Here is a 24,219-nt window from a genome sequence, read left to right as displayed (position 1 = left end):
AATACTTATTCTCTGATTTTAAATCAAAAAAGTTAGAAAAAACTGAAAATTCTATAGAAAATAACTTCTTTTTTAGTTGATATACTTGTCTTTCATGTCGTTTCGTTATAGGATTATAAATGTGCGTACATATTTTGAATTTCGAAAGGGGAAAAATCATGTCAAACCAAACAGAACAATTGTCTATTAATACAATTCGTACATTGTCTATAGACGCAATTGAACAAGCAAATTCTGGACATCCAGGTTTGCCAATGGGTGCTGCTCCAATGGCATACACTCTTTGGACCAAACATATGAACATTAATCCAAAAAGCTCAAAATGGTTCAACCGAGATCGTTTTGTATTATCAGCTGGTCACGGTTCCATGTTACAGTATAGCTTATTACACTTAGCTGGCTTTAATGTAACAATTGATGATTTAAAAGGCTTCCGTCAATGGGATTCAAAAACACCAGGACACCCTGAAGTACATCATACCGATGGTGTAGAAGCAACAACAGGTCCATTAGGTCAAGGACTTGCAATGAGTGTCGGTATGGCAATGGCCGAAAAACACCTTGCAGCAAAATACAATAAAGACAACTATAACGTAGTGGATCATTACACATTTGCTATTGTAAGTGATGGTGACTTAATGGAAGGTATCTCTCATGAATCAGCTTCATTAGCAGGTCACTTAAAATTAGGAAAACTCATTGCACTATATGATTCCAATGATATTTCACTTGACGGTGATTTAAATAAATCATTTTCTGAAAATGTAGAAGATCGATTTAAAGCATATGGATGGCAAGTGATTCGTGTTAAAGACGGAAATGATACAGAAGCTATTTCAGATGCAATTTCAAAGGCAAAGGCCAATACGGATCAACCAACTTTAATTGAAGTGAAAACGGTTATCGGATACGGTTCTCCAAATAAATCAGCTTCAGCTGCATCACATGGTGCACCACTTGGAGAAGATGAAGTAAAACTAACTAAAGAATTTTATAAATGGGAACATGAAGCATTTCATGTACCGGACGAAGTTTATCAAGATTTCCAATCACAAATCGTTGAAAATGGAAAAGCAAAAGAGCAGGAATGGAATAAACGATTCGAAGATTATAAAAAAGCTTATCCTGAATTAGGACAAGAACTTGATGATGCACTTAATAATCGCTTACCTAAGGATTGGGATCAAGATCTCCCAACATACGTGGTTGGGAAAGATGATGCAGCGACACGTGCTACTTCCGGTGAAGTTTTAAATGCAATTGCTGATCGTGTACCTTCTTTATTTGGAGGTAGTGCCGATTTAGCAGGTTCTAATAAAACCAATCTAAATAATTCTGGTGATTTCTCAGCAGAAACACCTGAAGAACGCAATATTTGGTTTGGTGTACGCGAACATGCAATGGCAGCTGCGTTAAATGGAATGACTTTACACGGGGGGGGCTTAAAAGTATTTGGTGGTACTTTCTTCGTATTTAGTGATTACTTACGTCCATCTGTTCGTTTGTCGGCAATTCAAAACCTGCCGGTTACTTATGTTTTAACTCATGACTCAATTGCAGTAGGGGGGGAAGATGGCCCAACACATGAGCCTGTTGAACAATTAGCAGCGTTTAGAGCAATGCCAAATGTTTCTGTTATCCGTCCGGCAGATGGTAATGAAGTACAGGCCGCTTGGAGATTAGCGGTAGAAGCTACTTCACAACCAACATTGCTTGTTCTAACTCGTCAAAACTTACCAACGCTTGAGGGAACAGCTGAAAAACGCCTATGAAGGTGTGAAAAAAGGTGCTTATGTGGTAAGTCCAGCTACTAAAGCAACGCCTGATGCTATTTTAATTGCTACTGGCTCTGAAGTACAACTAGCAATTAAAGCACAAGCAGCATTAAAAGAAGAAGGAAAAGATGTTAGTGTTGTAAGCATTCCATCTTTTGATCGTTTTGACAAACAAGATGCGTCATATAAAGAATCCGTACTTCCGAAAGCTGTTAAAAACCGTGTAGGTATTGAGATGGCTTCATCCTTTGGCTGGGAACGCTATGTAGGTATCGAAGGCAAAACAATTGCAATCGATAGATTCGGTGCATCAGCTAACGGAAATAAAGTTATTGAAGAATATGGCTTCACAGTAGAAAACGTAGTAAAACACGTAAACGAATTATTCTAATTTAAATGGGACGAGGGGGGGAGGGGGGGTTCCTCGTCCCATTTTTATGTACATAACAACTGTAAAACATGGGCTTGTATTATCAAGTAAGTTTTACTATACTGTATTAGAGACAAGTTTAAGGAGGAAGACTGGAATGAATTTAATACTTGCAATCGTATTGATTGTGGTAGCACTCTTAGCAGGGGTTGCGCTAGGCTTTTTCATTGCGAGAAAGTACATGATGAATTACTTGAAGAAAAACCCACCGATTAATGAGCAAATGTTACGCACATTAATGATGCAGATGGGCCAAAAACCATCGCAAAAGAAAATTAAACAAATGATGCGTTCGATGAACAACCAGATGGATAACAAATAAAGACGTATTGTAACATAATTGTCGAATTAGAATCCTTGCTTATTAAGAGCAAGGGTTTTATTATATTTATAGGAATAAATATCTTATAAATTAGATGATATGGGGGTGACCCTTTTTGACAGAAGTGAATATTTTTATTGCATTTGGCGCGGGTTTTTTGTCTTTTATTTCGCCATGTGTATTACCACTTTATCCTGCTTTTCTTTCCTATATAACAGGGATGAGTGTAACTGATATAAAACAGGAAAGTGCCATGTTTAATTATAAAAGCATTTTACATACTTTATTTTTCCTGATAGGATTTTCAAGTATTTTTATTCTTCTAGGTTTTACAACAAGTTTTATTGGTGAGTTTTTAACCAGATGGGATGATCTGATTAGACAGGTTGGTGCGATCCTGATTATTTTTTTTGGACTCATTATTATCGGTGCTTTAAACTTTAATTTTTTAATGAAAGAGAAGAAACTACATTTTAAAAATCGCCCAGCAGGTACATTGGATCGTTTGTAATTGGAATGGCATTCTCGCTCGGATGGACTCCTTGTACCGGTCCAATTCTAATGGCTGTGATCTCACTTGCTGCAACAAATACGGAAACGGGTATTTTATTAATGACGGCATATTCTTTAGGATTTTCCATTCCCTTCTTTATTTTAGCTTTCTTTATTGGTAAAATGAATTGGATTAAACGAAATTCTCAAAAACTTGTGAAAATTGGCGGATATGTCATGATTTTTATGGGATTCTTCTTATTTTTTGACTTTATGACTAAATTAACATCATTTTTAGCTGGTATTTTTAATTTTCAAGGTTTTTGATTATTTTTAAAAGAAATATAGGTGATAGGAGAGATAATCAATGGTGAAAACAAATGATTTAATATTAAAAACAATGACAGTATTAATTTCTTTTATTTTATTTGGCTTTTCAGTCAATCTATTTTTAGCTGGTCATAATGCTCCAGGTGGAGGATTTATAGGTGGTTTAATGACATCTGCTGCCATTACTCTGATGTATATGGCTTATGGTGAGAAAGCGATCAATAAAATATTACCTATTAATTATCGAATACTACTTACAACCGGTTTACTCATCGCGATAGCAACAGGGGTTGGCTCTTTTATATTTGGAGAACCATTTCTAAGCCAAACATATGATTATTTTCACTTTCCAATTTTTGGTGAAATGGAATTAGCTACTGCTCTATTATTTGATCTTGGAGTGTACTTAACAGTCATTGGGGTTACCATGACAATTGTTTTAACGATTTCGAGTGATCGTTAGATGGTAGTAACTTAATGCTAAATAAAAACGCAGCAAGGCACGCTTTTTAATGGTTATTATTATGTGTCTTTGCTGCGTATTTTTTATTTTGATAATCTTCAGGTGAATATTTAAAATATTTTTCATATGGTGTAATATTAATTTTCTTTTCCCTTAATTTTTTTCTCAAAAACTTATGGTCTCTTTTCGGTGTAGCCATAATATATCCTTGAATAAGTGTTTCCTGACTAATAGATATATCGTTCCTCTCTAATGCTAACTGGCCAACTTTTCCGGCTATTTTCTGTCTCGCTACATCACGAAATAACTCAGGTACAGGAGCGACCAATTCTTCCAGAAAGTCTTTTTCTGAATCCTTCCAAAGATGTTTTGATTTTTCTATATAAAATTTTTCCCAATCTAAGTCTGATCTGCCATCCTCCTTTGGTAGACTTTTTTAAAAATTTTCGGAACATAAAATAGCCACCAATCACCATCAATCCTAATAAAATAAATGTCCACATGATAATGAACATCATAAAGTTAAAAGTCATCTTACGTAACACCTACCGTTTCTTTATCATCCTTAATAGTAGAAAGTATATTTTATTTTTAGGTAAAATATAGTAATATAACAATGAATCGTATATTCAGTCATCAAAATCCATTTTTCTCATATAATTTACAAGATCGATGCTATTATAGCATGAAATAACTCATTTATAAATCTAATATATATAAAGTTAGGGGGGGAGGAAAGCTTTGCAAAATTATGTCGATCAGTCAGAATGTACTAATGTTGAAGAAGGAGATTCTAATAATCTGTTACTTTCTGAATTACCAAAGGCTGTTATAAACAAAATAGAAATGCACGGCTTTGATCTTATATGTATAAGTGATGCCTCAGGTAAAATAGACTTTATCTCAGATTCTGTTAAAAAAATGCTAGGCTTTACTAAACAACAATTAACTGGTAAATCAGTCTTTCGTTATATTAGACGAGATGATCAAAAGTATATTAGAAACTATTTTGCTGTTAATAGTGAGGAAGAACAAAAGATTTATATACATATTCGTAATCATATTGGTCGGTATATAATATTTGAAACCATCGTTCAATTTATATATTGGAACGGCAATAAAAAGATTCTAGCTTTATCTAAAGATATTTCGGATAAAAAGCAGGCAGAGGAAATGTTAATTCGATCTGAAAAAATGTCGATTGCAGGTCAACTTGCTGCAGGTATAGCTCATGAAATTAGAAACCCTCTAACTTCTCTTAAGGGATTTGTTCAATTATTACAAGGAGGGATTGAAAGTAAGGAAGAATACTATAATATTATGATCGATGAGATTAATAAAATAAACACTATTACTTCAGAATTACTGTTCATTTCTAAACCAATGACAGATGATAAGAATAATGAGCAAATACACGAATTGCTTCAAGATGTAATAACATTACTACGCACTCAGGCTAACCTCTATGATATTGACCTCATTTTAGAAGTGATTGAAGAAATCACTATTCCTTGTGACCGCTCCCAGATCAAACAGGTTTTTATCAATTTAATAAAAAATGCCATTGAAGAGATGACAGAAGGTGGAAAAATTCATGTGAAGGTAAATTGCATCAATGAGGAATGTGTGATTGCTATTAAAGATGAGGGATCCGGTATACCGAAACATCTTATTCACAAACTAAAGGAACCTTTTTTTACCACTAAAAAAATGGTACAGGGTTAGGTCTGATGATTTCAAATCAGATAATAGAAAGTCATCAAGGTCGGTTAGAAATTGAATCAGAGATTGGCGAAGGAAGCACTTTTTGTATATATCTACCCTTTAAAAAATAGCAATATGAAATTATAGATTGCACTATTTAAAAGTTTTATACGATTTGTTACTGTGAAATATTTTACTTATAAATTGATTTCATTTAAAATAGTAAGGTAAATACTATGAAACATAGTATTTAGAGATACGAGAGATCCTATTTCGGTTTGATAATTTTTAAGGGGGGGTAACTAGGCGAAATGACTAATCATAATCCATTTCAAGCAAAAAAGCAGTTCGATCTAAATGGTAAAACGTATAATTACTACCAGTTAAAAGCATTAGAAGAAGCTGGCTATGGTAATATTGACCGTTTACCTTTTTCGGTACGCGTATTACTAGAATCATTAATCCGTCAACATGATGGACATGTTATCAAAGACGAGCATGTAAAAAGTCTAGCAAATTGGGGGGAAAAGAAAAAGGAGAAGACGTGCCTTTTAAACCATCCGAGTAATTCTGCAAGACTTTACAGGGGGGGTACCAGCAGTCGTTGACCTTGCTTCATTAAGAAAAGCAATGGTTGATATGGGTGGTTCACCTGATAAAATCAATCCAGAAGTTCCAGTTGATCTTGTCATTGATCATTCAGTACAAGTAGATGAATATGGAACAAAGCAAGCACTTCAAGCTAACATGAAATTTGAATTCGAACGTAATGCAGAACGTTATGAATTCTTAAATTGGGCACAAAAAGTGTTTGATAACTATCGTGCAGTTCCACCTGCAACAGGTATCGTACACCAGGTAAACTTGGAATACATCGCAAATGTCGTTCATGAAGTTGAAAATGATAACGGAGAATTTAATGCATTTCCAGATACATTGGTAGGTACTGATTCACACACAACTATGATTAACGGTTTAGGTGTTCTTGGTTGGGGGGGTGTAGGTGGTATTGAAGCAGAAGCTGGTATGCTTGGACAACCTTCATACCTTCCAGCACCTGAAGTGATTGGTGTTAAATTTACTGGTAGCTTTCCAAATGGAACAACCGCTACTGACTTAGCTTTAAAAGTAACACAAGTTTTACGTGAGAAAAAAGTAGTAGGTAAGTTTGTGGAGTACTTTGGACCAGGTCTACAATATATGCCACTGGCTGATCGTGCAACGATTTCTAATATGGCACCTGAATATGGTGCAACTTGTGGGTTTTTCCCAGTAGATGAAGAAGCTCTAAATTATCTTCGGTTAACTGGACGTAGTGAAGAACAGATCGCATTAGTAGAAAAATATTGTAAAGAAAATAGTTTGTGGTATGCACCAGATCAAGCAGATGCTGATTTTACGGAATTAGTAGAAATCAATCTGTCTGAACTTGAGCCTAACCTGGCAGGTCCTAAACGTCCACAGGATTTAGTTCCATTGTCTGAGATGCAAAAATCATTTAATAAAGCTATTACCGCTCCAGTGGGTAACCAAGGATTTGGCTTGGATACGTCAGAATTTGATAAAGAAGTTAAAATTGATCATCCAAACGGTCAAAAATCTGTTATGAAAACAGGAGCTGTTGCTATTGCGGCAATTACCTCTTGTACGAATACATCTAATCCATATGTAATGCTTGGTGCAGGGCTTCTTGCTAAAAAAGCAGTAGAAAAAGGATTAGAAGTTCCGGCCTATGTAAAAACTTCTCTTGCACCTGGATCAAAAGTTGTGACAAGTTATCTTGAAAATTCAGGTTTAATGCAATACTTAGACAAACTTGGATTCAGCTTAGTAGGGTATGGTTGTACAACGTGTATCGGTAACTCAGGACCATTGAAAGAAGAAATTGAAAAAGCAATTATTGACAATGATTTAACCGTTTCTTCGGTATTATCTGGTAACCGAAATTTTGAAGGCCGTATTCATCCACTTGTAAAAGCTAACTACTTAGCATCACCACCATTAGTAGTGGCATATGCGTTAGCAGGTACGGTGGACGTTGATCTTCAAAATGAACCAATCGGTCAAGATCAAGACGGTAAAGATGTATTCTTTAGCGATTTATGGCCAACAATAGAAGAAGTACGTAATGAAGTAACAAAAGTGGTTACACCAGAAATCTTCCGTAAAGAATATGCCAATGTATTTCAATCTAATGAAAAATGGAATGCAATTGAAACAACAGATCAGCCTTTATATTCTTGGAATGATGATTCAACGTACATTCAAAATCCTCCTTTCTTTGAAGGATTATCAAAAGAACCTGGTAAAGTAGAGCCGTTAAATGGAATGCGCGTAATTGGTAAGTTTGGTGATTCAGTTACAACGGATCATATTTCACCAGCTGGTGCCATTGCGAAGGATATGCCTGCAGGTAAATATCTGCAATCAAAAGGTATATCACCTCGTAACTTTAACTCATATGGTTCCCGTCGTGGTAATCATGAAGTAATGATGCGTGGTACATTTGCTAACATTCGTATTAAAAATCAACTAGCTCCAGGTACAGAAGGTGGTTATACTACTTACTGGCCTACAGGAGACATTATGCCAATCTATGATGCAGCAATGAAATATCAACAAACTGGTACTGGTCTTGCTATATTAGCTGGTAATGATTATGGTATGGGAAGTTCTCGCGACTGGGCTGCGAAAGGGACTAGTTTATTAGGAATCAGAACAGTTATCGCAGAAAGTTATGAACGGATTCACCGTTCTAATTTAGTGATGATGGGCGTACTTCCACTTCAATTTACAGAGGGAGTAAGTGCAGACTCACTAGGTTTGACTGGTAGAGAAACATTTGATGTTCAAGTAGATGAATCTGTTAAACCACATGATATTGTTTCAGTAAAAGCTACTGATGAAGATGGTAAAGTAACAGAGTTTGAAGCTATTGCCCGTTTTGAAAGTGAAATGGAAGTAGATTATTATCGTCATGGTGGTATTCTTCAAATGGTATTACGTAATAAACTAGCATAATGAAATAGATTAAAAGGATAGCCGATTACATCATTGGCTATCCTTTTTTATGCTATGAAAATGGATATCATATCGATAATTAGACGACTAGGTGAAAATCTTATATAATTTACTATAGAGTTAAATCAAAGGATGTTTAATTATGTGGAAGAATACGTTCTCGCTAGCTGTTGTATTTATTTTAATAGTACTTGTTTTCGTCATGAATTTTACTCCTATTGGTGAAAAACAAGCAGAACCAAACATTATTGATGTTTCTGGTGATACATCTGTTGATGGTGTGGCCATTACCGCTCCTAATGTTAAGCAATTACAAGAAGGAGAAATTGCGCCAAATTTTATCTTATCTACTTTAAATGGTAAAAAAATAGAAGCATTAAACCAATCACAAGAGTATATTTTTTTAAACTTTTGGGCAACTTGGTGTCCACCATGTGTAGAAGAAATGCCGAACTTACAAACCTTTCAGGATAATCATCCGGAAAGAGTCAAAATACTTGCAGTAAATGTAACAGAAACGGAACCAACAATTAAAAAAATCCGTACCTTTGTTGATAATGGATCCTTTACATTTACCATTTTATTAGACAAAGACAATACTATTTATGAGCGATACTCAATCATCAATATGCCTACAAGTTTTATGATTAGAACAAGTGATAAAAAGGTTATGAAACGCATTAATGGCGCAGTTACACTCGAACAAATGGAACAATTATTAAAAGAATTCAATTCATAGTGATAGGGAAGGAGTATGTTTGTGTCACCAGAAGAATGGAAAGAGATTGATACGAAAATAAAAAGTTGGAATAATCTCGATGAAATTCCACCCTTTACTGAAATCGATATATTACGCATCCTTGATCAGATGGAACAAGCACCTTTTCCAATTCAGGCAGACTCCGAAGCTTTGCTATATAGTATGTTAACCTTCTTTCGGTTAAAGCGAAATGTAACAGATGATCACTTAAATAAACATTTAGAAGCGCTTAAGCAGCATACTAAACTTCCAATGGTGGAAGAAGTTCAATCATTGAAGCATTTTCTTTATGTATTTAATGTGTTACAGAATCTCGAATTAGTACTATACAATATACGAGAGACTGACTTTGATCCCGTTAAGCTGAAAAAAGCTAAAGCATTATTAGAAAAAATGCATCAGTTATTAAACTTAAAAAAACTCCACTCAGTGGCTCCAAATCATCTGAAGAAGGTGTATGATCAAATTTTCAATCAAATAGAAGAAATTGAAGATCTTTCTGAAGAAATGGTCTACATTCTAGAACAGAGAAAATCGAGCAAGGAAATCCAACCATATAATGATGCTATCGATAAGCTGAATTATTATATAACTATTTTTTATGATGCATTACCGCTATTTATCAAGGAAGAGCAAGTCTCAGATCCTTTAGAAGAATTGCAACAAATGATCGGATTAGATGAAGTTAAGAATTATATTAACCATTATTATCAGTATTTAAAATATCAACAAAAACGAAAAGAAGCTGGTTTCCAAATGATAGATGGTCAAGGGTTAAATATGGTTTTAACAGGAAACCCTGGTACCGGTAAAACTACAATAGCTCGTTTATTAGCTAATATTTATTATCGATTAGGACTGCTTGAAACAAATGAAGTAATAGAGGTAAATCGTTCACAATTAGTCGGATCATTCATGGGCCAAAGCGAAGAGAATACGTTAAATTATGTCAAAAAGGCATTAGGTGGTGTTCTCTTTATTGATGAAGCCTATAATTTAAAAAGAGAAGAACAAACTGGAAATGACTATGGCCAAGCTGTCATTGATACATTAGTTTCTAGTATGACAAGTAAGGAATACGCAAATAAATTCGCTGTAATTATGGCTGGATATCCTGAAGAAATGCAGCATTTTTTATGGTCCAATCAAGGTTTAAGAAGTCGCTTTTCAGAAGGGAATTTTATAAATCTACCTGATTTCACTAATGATGAATTGTTGATGATAGCAGAAGAAACAGCTTTGCAAAATGACTACTTTTTTACGGAAAAGGCAAAGTATCAATTCCAATCATTAATTGAAAAGTCCCGTGTTGATGAGTCATTTGGGAATGCTAGAACAGTAAAAGATTTAGTTTTGAAAGTAATTTTTCATATTGGGGCTCGTCACCAGCTGCCATTAGAAAACAATTGGATCGAACATATGCGTATTACTGAAGAAGATATTGCCACATTAGATGATGAAAGGAAATCATCAGAGCCAATGGATAAATTGGAAGAATTAATTGGTTTAGATAATGTGAAAGAGGAAGTGAAGAAGTTATCAGCATTTGTGCAAGTTCAGCAAAAGCGTAAAACACTTCACCTGCCAAACGTTCCGATCCAATTACATTCTGTTTTTTCTGGTAATCCCGGTACTGGCAAGACAACTGTTGCAAAACTATTTGCTCAAATTCTTAAGCAATGCGGTTTATTGAAGCGCGGACACTTAGTTGTAGCTTCAAGAAGTGACCTTGTGGCAGGATATGTGGGACAGACTGCTATAAAAACAAAGAATAAAATACGCGAAGCATTAGGTGGCGTACTGTTTATTGATGAAGCATATTCCTTGTATCGTGGAGAGAAAGACTTTGGGAAAGAGGCAATTGATACATTAGTAGATGAAATGACAAAACATAATGACAATATAGTAATAATATTAGCTGGTTATAAAAATGAGATGGATCAATTTATTGCGAGTAATCCAGGATTAGAGTCAAGGTTTAAAAAATATTTTGATTTCAAGGATTACACAAAAAATGAACTTCTGGAGATGGCTCATTTTCATGCAAAAGAATATCAATATAAGCTAAGTGAAGCTGTTGAAAGCTATTTAACGGATCAATTTGAAAACATTGCAGTAACGGGTAATGGCCGCTTTATTGTTAATCTAATGAATGAAGCAATTCAATATCAGGCATTAAGAATGAATATGGAAGAAACAGACTTAGATCAATTTCAACAACTAACTAAAAAAGATTTTGAATTAGCATGGAAGTCTATTAGGGGGGGGATTAAGACGCAATGAAAGTAATTACACCGATTAAAGTCCGCTACCAGGAAACAGATCAAATGGGTGTTGTTTATCATGCAAACTATTTAATCTGGTTTGAAATTGGAAGAACGGCATTTATAGAAGAGTTAGGCTTTAAATATCATGAAATGGAGAAAGAAGGAATTGTTTCGCCTATCATTGATGCGAATATCCAATTTAAGCATCCCATCCGTTATGGAGAGGATGCGTATGTAGAAACATGGGTTCAATCCTATAATGGTATTCGTACCACATATGGATATCATATATTGGACAAAGACCATAGAGTTGCCGTAGCTGGTGAAACGCAACATGTTATTGTAAATAAAGATAACTTTCGCCCATTATCCTTAAAAAAGAAATTTCCAAACTGGCATGAAGCATATCAAAAAGCTTTGGAAAGTCAGGATAAATAATGGCATTTGGAATTGATCGAAAAACATTAATGACATGGAAAAATGAAGTAAGTAATGGGAATATAGCAATTATTACCCATTATTGGCTAGATGATCGATTTCCAGGTTGTAAAACTGTTACTAAAGTGGGATGTTCAGATTACCAAAAGCTAATTAGGTGGGGGGGAAAGAAGTATGGATTAAGGAAAGAGTGGATACATCATAATCCAGATTTTCCGCACTTTGATTTATTTGGAGAAAAGCAAAAACAAATATTAGAACGGGAAGATGAATGGGAGCAGATTAACAAATTTAATTTATAAATGATTAATCGTTTCTAAATTATCTAATGCAGAGAAAAAGCCTGGTATGTAACCAGGCTTTAATACTCTGTTTTATCAATAGTTATTTTACGCTTTTTGTTATAGTTTCATCTTTTTATCCGGAACAGGGTCAAAGCCGCCAGGATGAAAAGGATGGCACTTTAAAATCCGTTTGATGGATAAATAGGTTGCTTTAAAGACATTAAAGCGTTGATAACATTCTAAGCTGTACTGTGAGCAAGTTGGTTGAAAGCGACAACTTGGTGGAAACATCGGACTAATAAAATATCGATAAAATCGAATAAATAAGATGAAAATTGTTCGCAATAATAGCACCTTCCTCAATTATGAAGGGATTTATCATATGAAATAGATGCAAAAGCATCATGTAAATGAATCGATTCTTCATTTTGGCAAGTTACTGTGAATTTTTGAACAAATGACAGTTCAAATAAATCAGCTGCCACTAATCGAACCATATCTTCAACAAAACGAGGATTTTCATAGGCTTGCTCTGTTACCATCTTTTCATCTGGTCGTTTCAATACAGGGTGAATTCGGGCACTGGCATTACTTTCAGCTGCTTCAAGAAGTGCTTGCTTCCAGTCTATTTGCTCTTCATCAAAATCTCCTGTTAGCTCTGCTTTCATAGTTACTAACCCACGCTGATTATGTGCACTATATTCACTAATTTCTTTAGAACACGGACATAAAGTAGTAATTGTTCCCTGCAAGGAAACCTCAAATCGATACCCCAAATTTCTATCATACATGACAGAGATTTCAGCATCGGCATGGTTCATACCCTTAATATCAGAAGCAGGACCACTTCGCTCAAAAAACCACGGAAAGGAGACCGTTATTTGATTGTTATCATGTTCAAGACGTTCCGCCATCTTTTGGGCGAATATTTTTAATTTAGAAACAGATATCTCGAAGGTATTATCTTTACTATACTCTTGCATCATTTCTGTGAATCGACTCATATTGGTTCCTTTAAGGTTTTTATTAATCGATGAAGTCATTTTAAATGTACCAATCGTTGTCTGTGTGGTGGGTTTTAGCTTTCCAGAAACCTGAATAGGGTGTTTGACGTTTACAATTCCAACCTGATTTATATCAAATAAAAAGTCTTTCTGAGTATTTTGCAGATCCGGCATTTTATCTTTTTCAGTAGGTTTTATTTTTTTGCCGGGTTCGACTGACCCAAATAATTTATGTCTCTCTTCTTTGTTCGGAAAGTTATTGGTGCTTACTTCTTTCATGATTATACCCCCCCTTTCATGTTTAACTATTTCAAAGTATACGCAATCTTTACCAGATATTCAATTTAAAAATCTTATAAAGCGCATGATTATAGTATATACTGTAAATCTAGTAATCCTTATAAAAAAAGATCCAACATATTGTCGGATCCTGTTACATCCATTTTATTTTAGGCTCAGTTTTGTTCCAGATGCGTTTTATATTAGCTTGATGTCGATAAATTATAAATGCAGTTAAAATGGAAAGAACTATTGTTAAATCGTAGTCTTTCTGCACTAGAGTAACAATAATAGTAATAATACCAGTTAACATAGATGCTAATGATACATATTTTGTTAGATAAAGAATACCTAAAAAACAGAAAATCATAATAATAAACAATAACGGGTTGACAGCTAATATTACACCTGATGAAGTGGCAACCGCTTTACCACCTTTAAATTTTGCGAAAATCGGATACATATGACCGATAACAGCAAATATGCCAACAATAAGTGGATACACTTCTGTAACTTGAAAAATAATAGGCAATGCTGCTGCCAGAGTACCTTTTAAAATATCAACCAAGGTGACAATGATACCAGCTTTAAAACCAAGTACACGAAAAGTGTTCGTTGCACCTAAGTTGCCGCTGCCATGTTCTCTTATATCTTTTTGGTAACCTACTTTTCCAACGATTAAACCAGTCGGAATGGAACCTAATAAATAGGCTAAAATGATAAAAATAATGTATTCCATCATCAAACTCCTTAAATATAATGTTATCATTGCTAAGATAGTTATTATTTTAGCATGTTCCGCTAAAAAAAAGTACACTGTTTATTTAATTTTTATTTAAACTGTGTTAATTATAAGGATAGCAGCTAACAATTAATGGTTATATTTATTGTTTCTCTACAAAGTACACTTGCGTGAAAGCATATTAAATGGTTTAATCAATAAAAATGAGGTGTTACAAAAATGGCTAGTATAAATGAACAACAACTTATGCAAGAAATGCTTACCAATACAAAAACGATTGCGGTTATAGGATTATCAGATAAACCTTATCGAACATCTTATCAAATTGCAAAAGCAATGCAGCATGAAGGGTATCGCATTATTCCGGTTAATCCGAACGTGAATGAAGTCTTAGGTGAAAAAGCATATGACACAATTCTTGAAGTCAAAGAACCATTTGAGTTAATAAATATATTTAGAAGATCTATTTATTTACGTGAATTATCAGAGAAGATTATTAAAACAGATGCTAACTATGTATGGATGCAGCAAGGTGTTGAGGATTTATCTGCATATGACTATCTAACAGAGAATGGCAAATTTGTCATCATGGATCGTTGTATTAAAGTAGCTCATTCTGTTTTAATGAGATAGCTTTACTTTTAGGAACGGATGTTCTATGATTTGTATATAAGTTGGTTGTGCAGGGAAGGAGTAGTTAGAAAGTAATGAGCAATAATAATATGATATATAGTGATGATTCGATTCAAGTATTGGAAGGTTTAGAAGCCGTTAGGAAAAGACCCGGGATGTACATTGGCAGTACGGATGCAAGAGGTTTACATCATTTGGTGTTTGAAATAGTTGATAATTCCGTTGATGAGGCATTATCTGGATTTGGCGACAAAATTAATGTAACGATACACAAGGATCAAAGTATTACGATTTCTGATCAGGGACGAGGTATGCCGACTGGTATGCATCAAACTGGAAGACCAACGCCGGAAGTTATCTTAACGGTTTTGCATGCAGGTGGTAAATTTGGCCAAGGTGGCTATAAAACAAGTGGTGGATTACACGGTGTTGGAGCCTCTGTAGTCAATGCTTTATCAGAATGGCTTGTAGTATCGATTCAGCGAGATGGTGCAGAGTTTCAACAGCGCTTTGAAAATGGTGGTAAACCAGTTACCACCCTCGAAAAAAAGGAAATACAAAGAAAACTGGTACTTCAATAACTTTTAAACCTGATCAATCTATTTTTTCTACAGATACTTTTCAGTTTGATATTTTAGCAGAGAGATTAAGAGAAGCTGCCTTCCTGTTAAAAGGAATCATTATTGAATTAATCGACGAAAGAAATGAAGTGAAAGTGGAAGAATCTTATCAATATCCAGATGGATTAAAAGCTTTTGTTTTATATTTGAACGAAGAGAAGGATCCGCTTCATGAAGTTGTCTCGTTTGAAGGGGGGGAACACCAGGGCATGGAATTGGATTTTGCCTTTCAGTTTAATGATGGTTATGCGGAGAACATGCTGTCCTTTGTGAATAATGTACGGACTAAGGATGGTGGGACACATGAATCTGGTGCTAAAACTGCGATCACAAGAGTGTTTAATGATTATGCCAGAAAAGTAAATATTTTAAAAGACAAAGATAAAAATCTTGATGGTAATGATATCCGCGAAGGATTTACTGCAGTTATTTCCGTCAGAATACCGGAAGAAAAACTTCAATTTGAAGGACAGACGAAAGGAAAGTTAGGTACAGCTGAAGCACGCTCTTCAGTAGATGCGATTGTAGCGGAGCATCTACTATACTTTCTTGAAGAAAATCCTGATATTGCTTCGATGTTAATTAAAAAATCAGTTCGTGCAAAAGAAGCTCGATTAGCTGCTCGTAAGGCAAGAGAAGAAGCCCGAAGTGGTAAGAAAAAACGACGTAAAGATACGTTATTAAGTGGAAAATTAACCCCAGCACAGTCTCGCAACGCAGAGAAGAATGAGCTGTACTTAGTGGAAGGTGATTCTGCTGGTGGTTCAGCGAAGCAAGGGCGAGATCGAAAATTTCAAGCTGTTTTACCTTTACGTGGAAAAGTAATTAACACAGAAAAATCAAAATTAGTCGATATTTTGAAAAATGAAGAAATTTCCACAATTATTCATACAATTGGTGCAGGAGTAGGCGTTGAATTTGCCTTAGAAGATGTACAATATAATAAAGTCGTTATCATGACGGATGCTGATACAGACGGCGCACATATCCAGGTATTATTACTTACTTTCTTTTATCGTTATATGAGACCATTAATTGAAGCAGGAAAAGTTTTTATTGCATTACCTCCTTTATATCAAATCTCAAGAGGAAAAGGAACGAAAGCACAAATTGAGTATTGTTGGACAGAAGATGAATTAGCAGACGTTACCAAAAAATTTAAAAATGGTTATCAATTACAGCGTTACAAAGGCCTTGGTGAAATGAATGCAGATCAATTATGGGAGACAACAATGAATCCTGAAACTCGTACACTCATCCGCGTTACCATTGATGATTTGGCTAGAGCTGAACGCAGGTCAGTACATTGATGGGTGATAAGGTGGAACCTCGTCGTAAATGGATTGAAGCTAACGTTCAATTTAGTCTGGAAGAAAATGAAAATATTATAGATAATGAAAATATACAAAATTAATGCATTTTAGGAGGAATATCGTTGGCAGCAGAAGAGAAGTATTTAGATCTCCCGCTAGAGGACGTGATGGGAGATCGATTCGGACGTTATAGTAAATATATTATTCAGGATCGTGCGTTGCCAGATGCACGAGATGGGCTAAAGCCCGTACAACGCCGTATCCTATTTGCGATGCATGAAGAGAAAAACACCCATGATAAAGGATTTCGTAAATCTGCTAAGACAGTTGGTACAGTAATAGGTAATTATCATCCGCATGGGGGGGATTCGTCTGTGTATGAAGCGATGGTGCGCTTAAGTCAGACATGGAACTTCGCAATGTATTAGTTGAAATGCATGGTAATAATGGTAGTGTGGATGGTGATCCGCCTGCAGCGATGCGTTACACAGAAGCGAGACTCTCTGCTATTGCATCCGAATTAATTCGTGATATTGATAAAGAAACTGTAGATTATATTCCTAATTTCGATGACACGAATGAGGAACCTGTGGTATTACCTGCAAGAATTCCCAACCTTTTAATTAATGGTTCTACGGGGGGGATTTCTGCAGGTTATGCGACAGAAATACCTCCTCATAACTTAGCAGAAGTGATCGATGCTATTATCAAGCGAATGGATAAACCAACCGTAACCGTTGAAGAGTTACTTGAAATTGTTAAAGGACCAGATTTTCCTACAGGTGGTATTATTCAGGGCTATGATGGATTGAAAAAAGCTTACGAGACTGGAAAGGGCAAAGTAGTGTACGTGGCAGAGCAAACATTGAACCTCTGAAGGGTAATCGCGATATGATTGTTATCGATGAGATACCCTATGAAGTCAATAAAGCGGTGCTCGTGAAGCGCATGGATGAATTACGTTTAGATCGCAAAGTAGAAGGAATTGCGGAAGTGCGTGACGAGACGGATCGAACCGGTTTGCGTGTTGTAGTAGAATTAAAAAAAGAAGCAGATAGTCAAGGAGTATTAAACTATTTGTATAAAAATACAGATCTACAAATTACTTATCACTTTAATATGGTAGCGATTAAAGATAAAACGCCACAATTACTCGGATTAACACAAATGATTGATGCCTATATAGGTCATCAGAAAGAAGTCGTTACTCGCCAAACACGTTTTGATTTAAATAAAGCTGAGAAAAGAGCACATATTGTCGAAGGTCTCATCAAGGCAGTCTCGATTCTTGATGAGTTAATTAAAACGATTAGGGCATCAAACGACAAACAAGATGCAAAGAAAAACATTATAAATGCTTATGGGTTTACAGAAACACAGGCTGAAGCGATTGTAAATCTGCAATTATATCGTCTTACAAATACAGATATTACGTCTTTAGAAAAAGAAGCTTCAGAATTGCAAAAAGCGATCGAAGGCTATCAGGCAATTTTAGCAGACGAAAATAAACTATTAACGGTTATCAAAAAAGATTTAAAACAGATGAAAAAGCTTTATGCAGAGAACCGTCGTACCAAAATTGAAGAAAAAATTGAAGAATTAAAATTTAACGTGGAAGTCACAATTGCTAGTGAGGAAGTGATTACCTCTGTAACAGAACAAGGATACGTTAAACGCACGAGTATAAGATCGTATACAGCATCAACGAATGATGACTTTACCATGAAAGATAATGACCATTTAATTTCATTATTTGAATTAAATACGACGGATCATCTTCTTTTGTTTACAAGTAAAGGAAGATACATCCCTATACCTGTGCATCAGATGCCAGACATACGTTGGAAAGATCTTGGTCAACATTTGTCTAATATCGCTTCGATTGATAAAGAGGAAAAAATCATTAAAACAATAGCAATTCGAGAGTTTTCAAAAGATCAATATCTCGTTTTTTTCACAAAGCTTGGTATGGTAAAGAAAAGTACGTTAGATTTGTATTATTCACAGCGTTATGCAAAACCACTGATTGCATTGAATCTAAAAAAGAAGATCAGTTAGTTAATGTGTTACTGTCGGATGGAAATCAGGATGTATTTATTACCACCAATAAAGGATACGGTCTATGGTATCATGAATCTGAAATATCTGTAATCGGACAAAGAGCAGCTGGTGTGAAGGCGATTCAGCTAAAAACAGATGAATATGTTGTAAATGGAATTTTAATGGATGAATTACAAGAGAAGCGTCAAATATTTATAACCACACAACGTGGTGCGTGTAAACGTATGTCGATCGATCGTTTTGAGAAATCATCTCGGGCTAAGAAAGGATTAGTCATGCTGCGAGAGCTAAAATCAAAGCCACATCGTATTGTTGGAATGGAGCTAGTTGAGACAAATGATGTCTTTGAATTAATGACGACAAAAGGAGAACACCATCACGTAAAACCGATGGAACTTCCTCTAAGTGATCGATATAGTAATGGATCCTATGTGATTGATACGGATCTTACAGGTGATGTTATTAATATCCACAAAAAACCAAGTCTTAGAAAAGTATTTGAGCAAACCACATAGGAATACGTGATAATGTAGTTCTTTTTTGTTGTGCAAAGCAACTTTTGTACTCTTAATCGAACTACATTTTTCTTAATTAACGTATCTTTATCACCATTTGGTTCCTATACATATAGCAATATTAGCTAAAAATAAGTATAATAAAATTATAGAATAATCCATTCAAGGAGTTTAAATGATGTTAACAACGAGTAATAAAGCTATAGATAAACAGCAATTAGCAGACTTATACCATTTTTATAAAGATAAAAACGAAGAAAAATATCTGACTCAGATTTTAGATTATTATGCTAAATTAAAGCAAGATATGATTCATATTTGTTTTAGCGGTCATTTCTCTGCAGGTAAATCAACGTTAATTAACCATTTGATGAAAGAGAATCTTCTTCCGCAAAGCCCGATTCCAACCAGTGCCAACATTGTTGAAATAAAACAAGGGATAGAACAAGTCCTCGTTCATTTTAATCATCAGGAAGCAATTAAAATGAAGACTCTTCCGCCCTTGGAACAACTACATCAATTGTGCAGAGATGGAGACCAGGTTAAAAAAATCGAAATCTATAAGAACATGGAGGATTTACCTGCTGGTGTCACACTTATGGACACGCCTGGAATTGATGCAGTAAATGATGCGGATCGGTTAATAACGGAATCCGCTCTGCATCAAGTTGATGTTTTATTTTATGTCATGGATTATAATCATGTTCAGTCTGAAGTTAATGCTACATTTTTAAAAGAAATTGATTCGATGCACAAGCCATACTATGTGATTATTAATCAAATGGATAAGCATGATGAATCCGAAATATCTTTTACAGCATTTCAAGAAAGTTTAGAAACGGTATTTCGACAATGGAATATTCAGCCTAAGCGTGTATTTTATACATCTATGTTGATGAGTCGAATGGAATTAATGAATTTACTGCTTTTCAAGCGTGTGTGAATAAGTTGGTAAAAGAAGCCCACTCTTCTATATTACAAGAAACGTTGGTAGAAGGAATAAATTTCACAGTACAGTCTAGTATTCAGGAGGAGCAAAAGTATTTCGATGAAGCAATAGAGGAGTTAGAAGAAAAAATAGATGATATTGAATTGCCGAACGATTCGTATGAGGTCGTCCAAAATCGATATGATTTATTGATACATGAGCGTGACAGTATCGAGCAGGAATACATGTATATTGTCGAACAAACTGCAAAAAATGCTCAGCTTGTACCTTTTGAAATTCGTGAAAAAGCTGAAGTTTTATTAGAATCCTATCAACCAAAATTTAAAGTAGGATTATTTCGTAATGTCAAAAAAATAAATGATGAACGTCATCAGCGATTACTAGATTTTTATGCGACTTTAAAAGAAAAAGTGGAGTCTAGTCTGGAGTGGAAGTTGCGGGATAAAGTTACGGAATTTTTAAGCTCCTATTTAGCTGTTAATTTGACAGATGCTGTCTTTGAACAAAACTTCAAGCCAGAGGATTTTCTTTCATTAATGGAAGATGGTGCTACTGTCAACGGAGAATATCTATTAGTGTACACGGATCAAGTAGCCGCTTCTGTTAAAAAGTTATATCGTCAATATTACAAAAATAAATGGCAGGAAGTACAAAATAATGTACTAAACCCAATAGAAGAAAAAATCAAAGAAAACAAATTATACGTAGCGCGTTATCAACGTTTTAACGAAATACAAATCGAAATAAAGAAATACAAAAATAAGTTTATCGATTATAAAAATGAGCTAGAAGCTATAAATAATAGAGAATCTATTGGTAATGAACAAGCAATAAGCTTAATTGATAAGAAGTTAGAGGAACGAAAAGTAGATCGGATGATTGATGTAAGTGCGATTATAGTAAATAATAATATAGAAAAAAAAGAAATAGTAAATAAAAAGGAAGAAGCGTCGACCACATCCTTGTTATCGTATAAACAAACGTTAATGGATGCTAATAAAGCTCAACAACTTATTGAACCAATTACGAGCTTGGATTCGATAAGACAGGAAATCGGTCAAAAAAAAGAAAGATTAACAGATCGTCATTTTACAATTGCATTATTTGGTGCCTTTAGTGCAGGAAAATCCTCGTTTGCTAACGCACTTATCGGAGAAAAAATATTACCTGTTTCACCTAATCCAACTACAGCAGCTATCAATAAAATAAGTCCGGTAAGGACCGGCTATCGCCATAAGGAAGTACTAGTTATTTTTAAACAGGAACAAGAATTGTTAGCGGATATCAACGATATTACTGAAAAAGATTTTCAATTCTTAAATGATGCCTACAGCTGGATTAAGAAAACAAAATTAGCAAAATTAGATATTCCGGATCAGCATAGGTCTTTTCTTGCAGCATTATATCAAGGGTATTCAGAAATGAAGGAAAGCATCGGCTTATCTTATGTGGTTGGTTTTGAGGATTTTCAACGATACATCCGTGATGAAACGATTGCTTGTTTTGTCAAAGAAATGGAGCTTTTCTATGATTGTCCGTTGACCAAAAATCATATTACCTTAGTGGATACACCTGGCGCTGACTCTGTAAATGCTAGACATACAGATTTAGCTTTTTCTTATATTAAAGATGCAGACGCCATATTATTTGTGACCTATTTTAACCATCCATTTTCTAAGCCGGATCAGCAGTTTTTAGAACGGCTAGGCAGTGTCAAAGATGCGTTTGAATTAGATAAAATGTTCTTCATGATAAATGCGATTGACTTAGCTAAAAATGAACAGGAAGAGACTATGGTTGTCGATTATGTTCGTTCTGAATTACAACGATTTGATATTAAAGATCCTCAAATATTCCCTGTGTCTAGTAAGCAGGCGGTAGAACATAAGGATGAGCATACCGGACTTCCCCAATTCGAGGAAAACTTTTATCGTTTTGTAAAGGAAGAGTTAGCCCAAATGTCAATGCGCTCGATTTATATTGATTTAGCTCGCGCCAATAGTTTAGTATCGAGCTGGTTATCCATGATAAATAGTGACCAACAAGAAAAAGAGCGTCTCATCGAAAAAAATAAACAAAATAAGCTAGAAATAGAAACTAAAATTGAACAAAGAAAGAATAAAATTTATTTTGATATGGTGGCTCAAAAATTAACCAAACAAAGTTTTTATGCGAAACAGCGTTTCATGATTCAGTTTACAGATCTTTGGAAAGACCATATTCATCCTGGTGCGATTCAATCTAGTGGAAAAAATGGAAAAAAACAATTAGAAAATGCCCTTGATAAGTTGTTTAAAACGATTTCTGTTCGCTCAAAGCATGAATATGAAGCAATCGTTATACGAATAGAACAAAGTTGGAATCAAGCGATGCAGACAATGAAGACGGATATGGATCGTCAGCTAAAAGAGATTGATACTGTTTTTTCTTTGTCACAGTATGAGGATATTCAATTTATGCCACCGGAAATTGATTTACAAGAAATACATGCTGATCAGTCCCTGGTATCAAAGTGGACGCAGACTTATAAAGATACGAAATCTTTTTTTGCTGATAATGTTAGAAAGCAGTTAGAAGAACAGGTATCTGATTATCTAATTGCCAGATGGCAGGAGCTAATCAGTCAAATGGAACAAGATTTAATGAAATTTTATCAATCACAATGGCATGATTATGAGCAAAAAGTATGGGATAATTACTTAGTTGAGGTTGATAACTATTACAGACAGGTAATTGATGGAATAGCGGATCAGGAAAAAAACAAAGACCAGTTAGAAAATATACATCACTATTTAGAAGAGGTCTTAGCGGATAAAAAAATAGGCTAAGCGATACACACAAAAACCCGACATGATAACCCGATTTGAAATATATCCTTAGTAGATATAAACTGCGAACAAGTGATAATTTTGAAAGTTTGATAAATGCTAGGCAAAAGCTCAGTCCATTTACTTCGCAGTTTAGTTTAATTACAATTGATTATTGTGCTTGAAAAATTTATTTATGATGTCGAATCCTCTTGCGATGGTTTTGGATTCGTGGCTATCTGATCCGGGTTTAAGAGGGATTCCTTTTGCAATTGCTTGTTTGACAATATCTTCAGGAGGATAAAGCATCTGACAATCCTCTTTGTAAAGACCTGCCGTGTTAATATCTAACTCGAACTGATGCTGCTGGATCAGATTAAGTATGTAATCAATAGTTGCGTGATAGCTTAGGTCGACAGCATATTTTCTTTGGAATTTTTGAATTAATGTTAAATGACCGATTCGTTTTGGTTTATATGGACCGAGGTCAGCTAATATAGCATTTTCTAATGTTTGATAATATTTATCGTAAACAGCTTCCACACTATCAAATTGTTGAATGATATTTGAAAATTCCTCACTGCTGTAGTCAATACATACATACTGATTGACAGGATTTTTTAGCATGTGAACGGACAATATAGCGTCATCTATAGATGGCCCATATTCATTAAGAAAAGTAGTGGTGCTTTCTTGATATCCTTCGATATAATCAACTTCAAATCCTAGATTGATAGTAATTTTGGATTGATATGTTTTTTTGCAGCGTTAATTGTATCTATATAGTTATCGATGTCTTTCCAATTCATAGCACTATCTTGATGTGGTGTTGGGTCGATAAAGTTAACTGGCAGTGGAGCATGTTCTGTAAAAGTAATTTCGGTTAATCCTTTTTTTATTGCTTCTTCAATATAATTTTGAACCGCATCAGCTGAACCATGTGGACAAAAAGGTGTATGGACGTGATAATCTCCTTTGATTAACATAAGAAAAACTCCTTCTAAGCTATT

16 protein-coding genes and 6 pseudogenes are annotated in these 24,219 nt (G+C 34.8%); 16 read left to right on the top strand and 6 right to left on the bottom strand.

Going from position 1 to position 24,219, the window contains the following annotated elements:
• Positions 1–158: 158 nt before the first annotated feature.
• The 4 genes and pseudogenes from tkt (at position 159) to JCM21714_RS01850 (ending at position 3,812) form a co-directional block, all read left to right on the top strand.
• A pseudogene (tkt, locus tag JCM21714_RS01865) lies at positions 159–2,166 on the top strand (transketolase).
• Between the two features lie 136 nt (positions 2,167–2,302).
• Positions 2,303–2,527 carry a YneF family protein gene (locus tag JCM21714_RS01860; RefSeq protein ID WP_035721279.1) on the top strand — a complete coding sequence of 75 codons (225 nt, stop codon included), beginning with the start codon at positions 2,303–2,305 and terminating at the stop codon, positions 2,525–2,527.
• A 115-nt stretch (positions 2,528–2,642) separates the two neighbouring features.
• A pseudogene (locus JCM21714_RS01855) lies at positions 2,643–3,346 on the top strand (cytochrome c biogenesis CcdA family protein).
• 40 nt (positions 3,347–3,386) lie between these two features.
• Positions 3,387–3,812 carry a Na(+)/H(+) antiporter subunit B gene (locus JCM21714_RS01850; protein ID WP_035721276.1) on the top strand — a complete coding sequence of 142 codons (426 nt, stop codon included), beginning with the start codon at positions 3,387–3,389 and terminating at the stop codon, positions 3,810–3,812.
• Positions 3,813–3,858: 46 nt separating this feature from the next.
• Here JCM21714_RS01850 and JCM21714_RS01845 read toward each other — a convergent pair.
• A pseudogene (locus JCM21714_RS01845) lies at positions 3,859–4,345 on the bottom strand (DUF2621 family protein).
• A gap of 208 nt (positions 4,346–4,553) precedes the next feature.
• Here JCM21714_RS01845 and JCM21714_RS01840 point away from each other — a divergent pair.
• The 7 genes and pseudogenes from JCM21714_RS01840 (at position 4,554) to JCM21714_RS01815 (ending at position 12,304) form a co-directional block, all read left to right on the top strand.
• Positions 4,554–5,537, top strand: coding sequence for a PAS domain S-box protein (locus tag JCM21714_RS01840; protein WP_268748262.1), 984 nt, complete (start codon positions 4,554–4,556; stop codon positions 5,535–5,537).
• Positions 5,538–5,542: 5 nt separating this feature from the next.
• A complete protein-coding gene (locus JCM21714_RS23330) occupies positions 5,543–5,647 on the top strand; it encodes a hypothetical protein (RefSeq protein ID WP_305037888.1) in 105 nt (34 codons plus the stop codon).
• A 180-nt stretch (positions 5,648–5,827) separates the two neighbouring features.
• A pseudogene (acnA, locus tag JCM21714_RS01835) lies at positions 5,828–8,537 on the top strand (aconitate hydratase AcnA).
• 142 nt (positions 8,538–8,679) lie between these two features.
• Positions 8,680–9,276, top strand: a complete 597-nt coding sequence (locus JCM21714_RS01830; RefSeq protein ID WP_052000326.1) for a redoxin domain-containing protein — start codon at positions 8,680–8,682, stop codon at positions 9,274–9,276.
• A gap of 21 nt (positions 9,277–9,297) precedes the next feature.
• Entirely contained in the window at positions 9,298–11,580 is a 2,283-nt protein-coding gene (locus JCM21714_RS01825) for an AAA family ATPase (protein WP_035721273.1), read from the top strand.
• Positions 11,577–12,002, top strand: a complete 426-nt coding sequence (locus JCM21714_RS01820) for an acyl-CoA thioesterase (RefSeq protein ID WP_035721270.1) — start codon at positions 11,577–11,579, stop codon at positions 12,000–12,002. The genes JCM21714_RS01825 and JCM21714_RS01820 overlap by 4 nt, the downstream gene beginning before the upstream one ends.
• Positions 12,002–12,304 carry a hypothetical protein gene (locus JCM21714_RS01815; protein ID WP_035721266.1) on the top strand — a complete coding sequence of 101 codons (303 nt, stop codon included), beginning with the start codon at positions 12,002–12,004 and terminating at the stop codon, positions 12,302–12,304. Before JCM21714_RS01820 ends, JCM21714_RS01815 begins: the two co-directional genes overlap by 1 nt.
• Positions 12,305–12,403: 99 nt before the next feature.
• Here JCM21714_RS01815 and yidD read toward each other — a convergent pair whose 3' ends face one another.
• The 3 genes from yidD to plsY form a co-directional block, all read right to left on the bottom strand.
• Complete coding sequence (gene yidD, locus JCM21714_RS18995) at positions 12,404–12,631, bottom strand: membrane protein insertion efficiency factor YidD (protein WP_084040540.1); 228 nt, start codon at positions 12,629–12,631, stop codon at positions 12,404–12,406.
• 14 nt (positions 12,632–12,645) lie between these two features.
• The gene (gene folE2, locus JCM21714_RS01810; RefSeq protein WP_035721261.1) at positions 12,646–13,569 is read right to left on the bottom strand and encodes a GTP cyclohydrolase FolE2; all 924 of its coding nucleotides are present in this window, start codon (positions 13,567–13,569) and stop codon (positions 12,646–12,648) included.
• 154 nt (positions 13,570–13,723) lie between these two features.
• Complete coding sequence (plsY, locus tag JCM21714_RS01805) at positions 13,724–14,308, bottom strand: glycerol-3-phosphate 1-O-acyltransferase PlsY (RefSeq protein WP_035721257.1); 585 nt, start codon at positions 14,306–14,308, stop codon at positions 13,724–13,726.
• A 222-nt stretch (positions 14,309–14,530) separates the two neighbouring features.
• Here plsY and JCM21714_RS01800 point away from each other — a divergent pair, with 222 nt between their 5' ends.
• The 5 genes and pseudogenes from JCM21714_RS01800 (at position 14,531) to JCM21714_RS01780 (ending at position 23,230) form a co-directional block, all read left to right on the top strand.
• Positions 14,531–14,944, top strand: coding sequence for a CoA-binding protein (locus JCM21714_RS01800; RefSeq protein ID WP_035721254.1), 414 nt, complete (start codon positions 14,531–14,533; stop codon positions 14,942–14,944).
• Positions 14,945–15,018: 74 nt separating this feature from the next.
• Positions 15,019–16,978 (top strand): annotated as a pseudogene (parE, locus tag JCM21714_RS01795) (DNA topoisomerase IV subunit B).
• Between the two features lie 21 nt (positions 16,979–16,999).
• Positions 17,000–19,453 (top strand): annotated as a pseudogene (gene parC, locus JCM21714_RS01790) (DNA topoisomerase IV subunit A).
• 178 nt (positions 19,454–19,631) lie between these two features.
• A complete protein-coding gene (locus JCM21714_RS01785; protein ID WP_035721251.1) occupies positions 19,632–20,396 on the top strand; it encodes a dynamin family protein in 765 nt (254 codons plus the stop codon).
• On the top strand, positions 20,393–23,230 hold the full coding sequence (locus JCM21714_RS01780) for a dynamin family protein (protein WP_235182539.1): 2,838 nt from the start codon (positions 20,393–20,395) through the stop codon (positions 23,228–23,230). Before JCM21714_RS01785 ends, JCM21714_RS01780 begins: the two co-directional genes overlap by 4 nt.
• Before the next feature lie 141 nt (positions 23,231–23,371).
• Here JCM21714_RS01780 and hisJ read toward each other — a convergent pair whose 3' ends face one another.
• Both hisJ and JCM21714_RS23445 read right to left on the bottom strand, forming a co-directional pair.
• A complete protein-coding gene (gene hisJ / locus JCM21714_RS01775) occupies positions 23,372–23,917 on the bottom strand; it encodes a histidinol-phosphatase HisJ (protein WP_369403417.1) in 546 nt (181 codons plus the stop codon).
• Between the two features lie 17 nt (positions 23,918–23,934).
• Positions 23,935–24,195, bottom strand: a complete 261-nt coding sequence (locus JCM21714_RS23445) for a PHP domain-containing protein (protein ID WP_369403382.1) — start codon at positions 24,193–24,195, stop codon at positions 23,935–23,937.
• Between the last annotated feature and the right edge of the window lie 24 nt (positions 24,196–24,219).

The organism is Gracilibacillus boraciitolerans JCM 21714, from assembly GCF_000521485.1.
Taxonomy (GTDB): domain Bacteria; phylum Bacillota; class Bacilli; order Bacillales; family Amphibacillaceae; genus Gracilibacillus; species Gracilibacillus boraciitolerans.
This window is presented reverse-complemented; position numbering and strand designations above follow the sequence as displayed.

Excerpts from the sequence above, each read along its gene's own strand:
- JCM21714_RS01860 (WP_035721279.1), top strand. The coding sequence starts at position 2,303 with ATGAATTTAATACTTGCAATCGTATTGATTGTGGTAGCACTCTTAGCA.
- JCM21714_RS01850 (WP_035721276.1), top strand. The coding sequence starts at position 3,387 with ATGGTGAAAACAAATGATTTAATATTAAAAACAATGACAGTATTAATT.
- JCM21714_RS23330 (WP_305037888.1), top strand. The coding sequence starts at position 5,543 with ATGATTTCAAATCAGATAATAGAAAGTCATCAAGGTCGGTTAGAAATT.
- JCM21714_RS01830 (WP_052000326.1), top strand. The coding sequence starts at position 8,680 with ATGTGGAAGAATACGTTCTCGCTAGCTGTTGTATTTATTTTAATAGTA.
- JCM21714_RS01820 (WP_035721270.1), top strand. The coding sequence starts at position 11,577 with ATGAAAGTAATTACACCGATTAAAGTCCGCTACCAGGAAACAGATCAA.
- JCM21714_RS01815 (WP_035721266.1), top strand. The coding sequence starts at position 12,002 with ATGGCATTTGGAATTGATCGAAAAACATTAATGACATGGAAAAATGAA.
- folE2 (WP_035721261.1), bottom strand. The coding sequence starts at position 13,569 with ATGAAAGAAGTAAGCACCAATAACTTTCCGAACAAAGAAGAGAGACAT.
- plsY (WP_035721257.1), bottom strand. The coding sequence starts at position 14,308 with ATGGAATACATTATTTTTATCATTTTAGCCTATTTATTAGGTTCCATT.
- JCM21714_RS01800 (WP_035721254.1), top strand. The coding sequence starts at position 14,531 with ATGGCTAGTATAAATGAACAACAACTTATGCAAGAAATGCTTACCAAT.
- JCM21714_RS01785 (WP_035721251.1), top strand. The coding sequence starts at position 19,632 with ATGTTAACAACGAGTAATAAAGCTATAGATAAACAGCAATTAGCAGAC.
- JCM21714_RS23445 (WP_369403382.1), bottom strand. The coding sequence starts at position 24,195 with ATGTTAATCAAAGGAGATTATCACGTCCATACACCTTTTTGTCCACAT.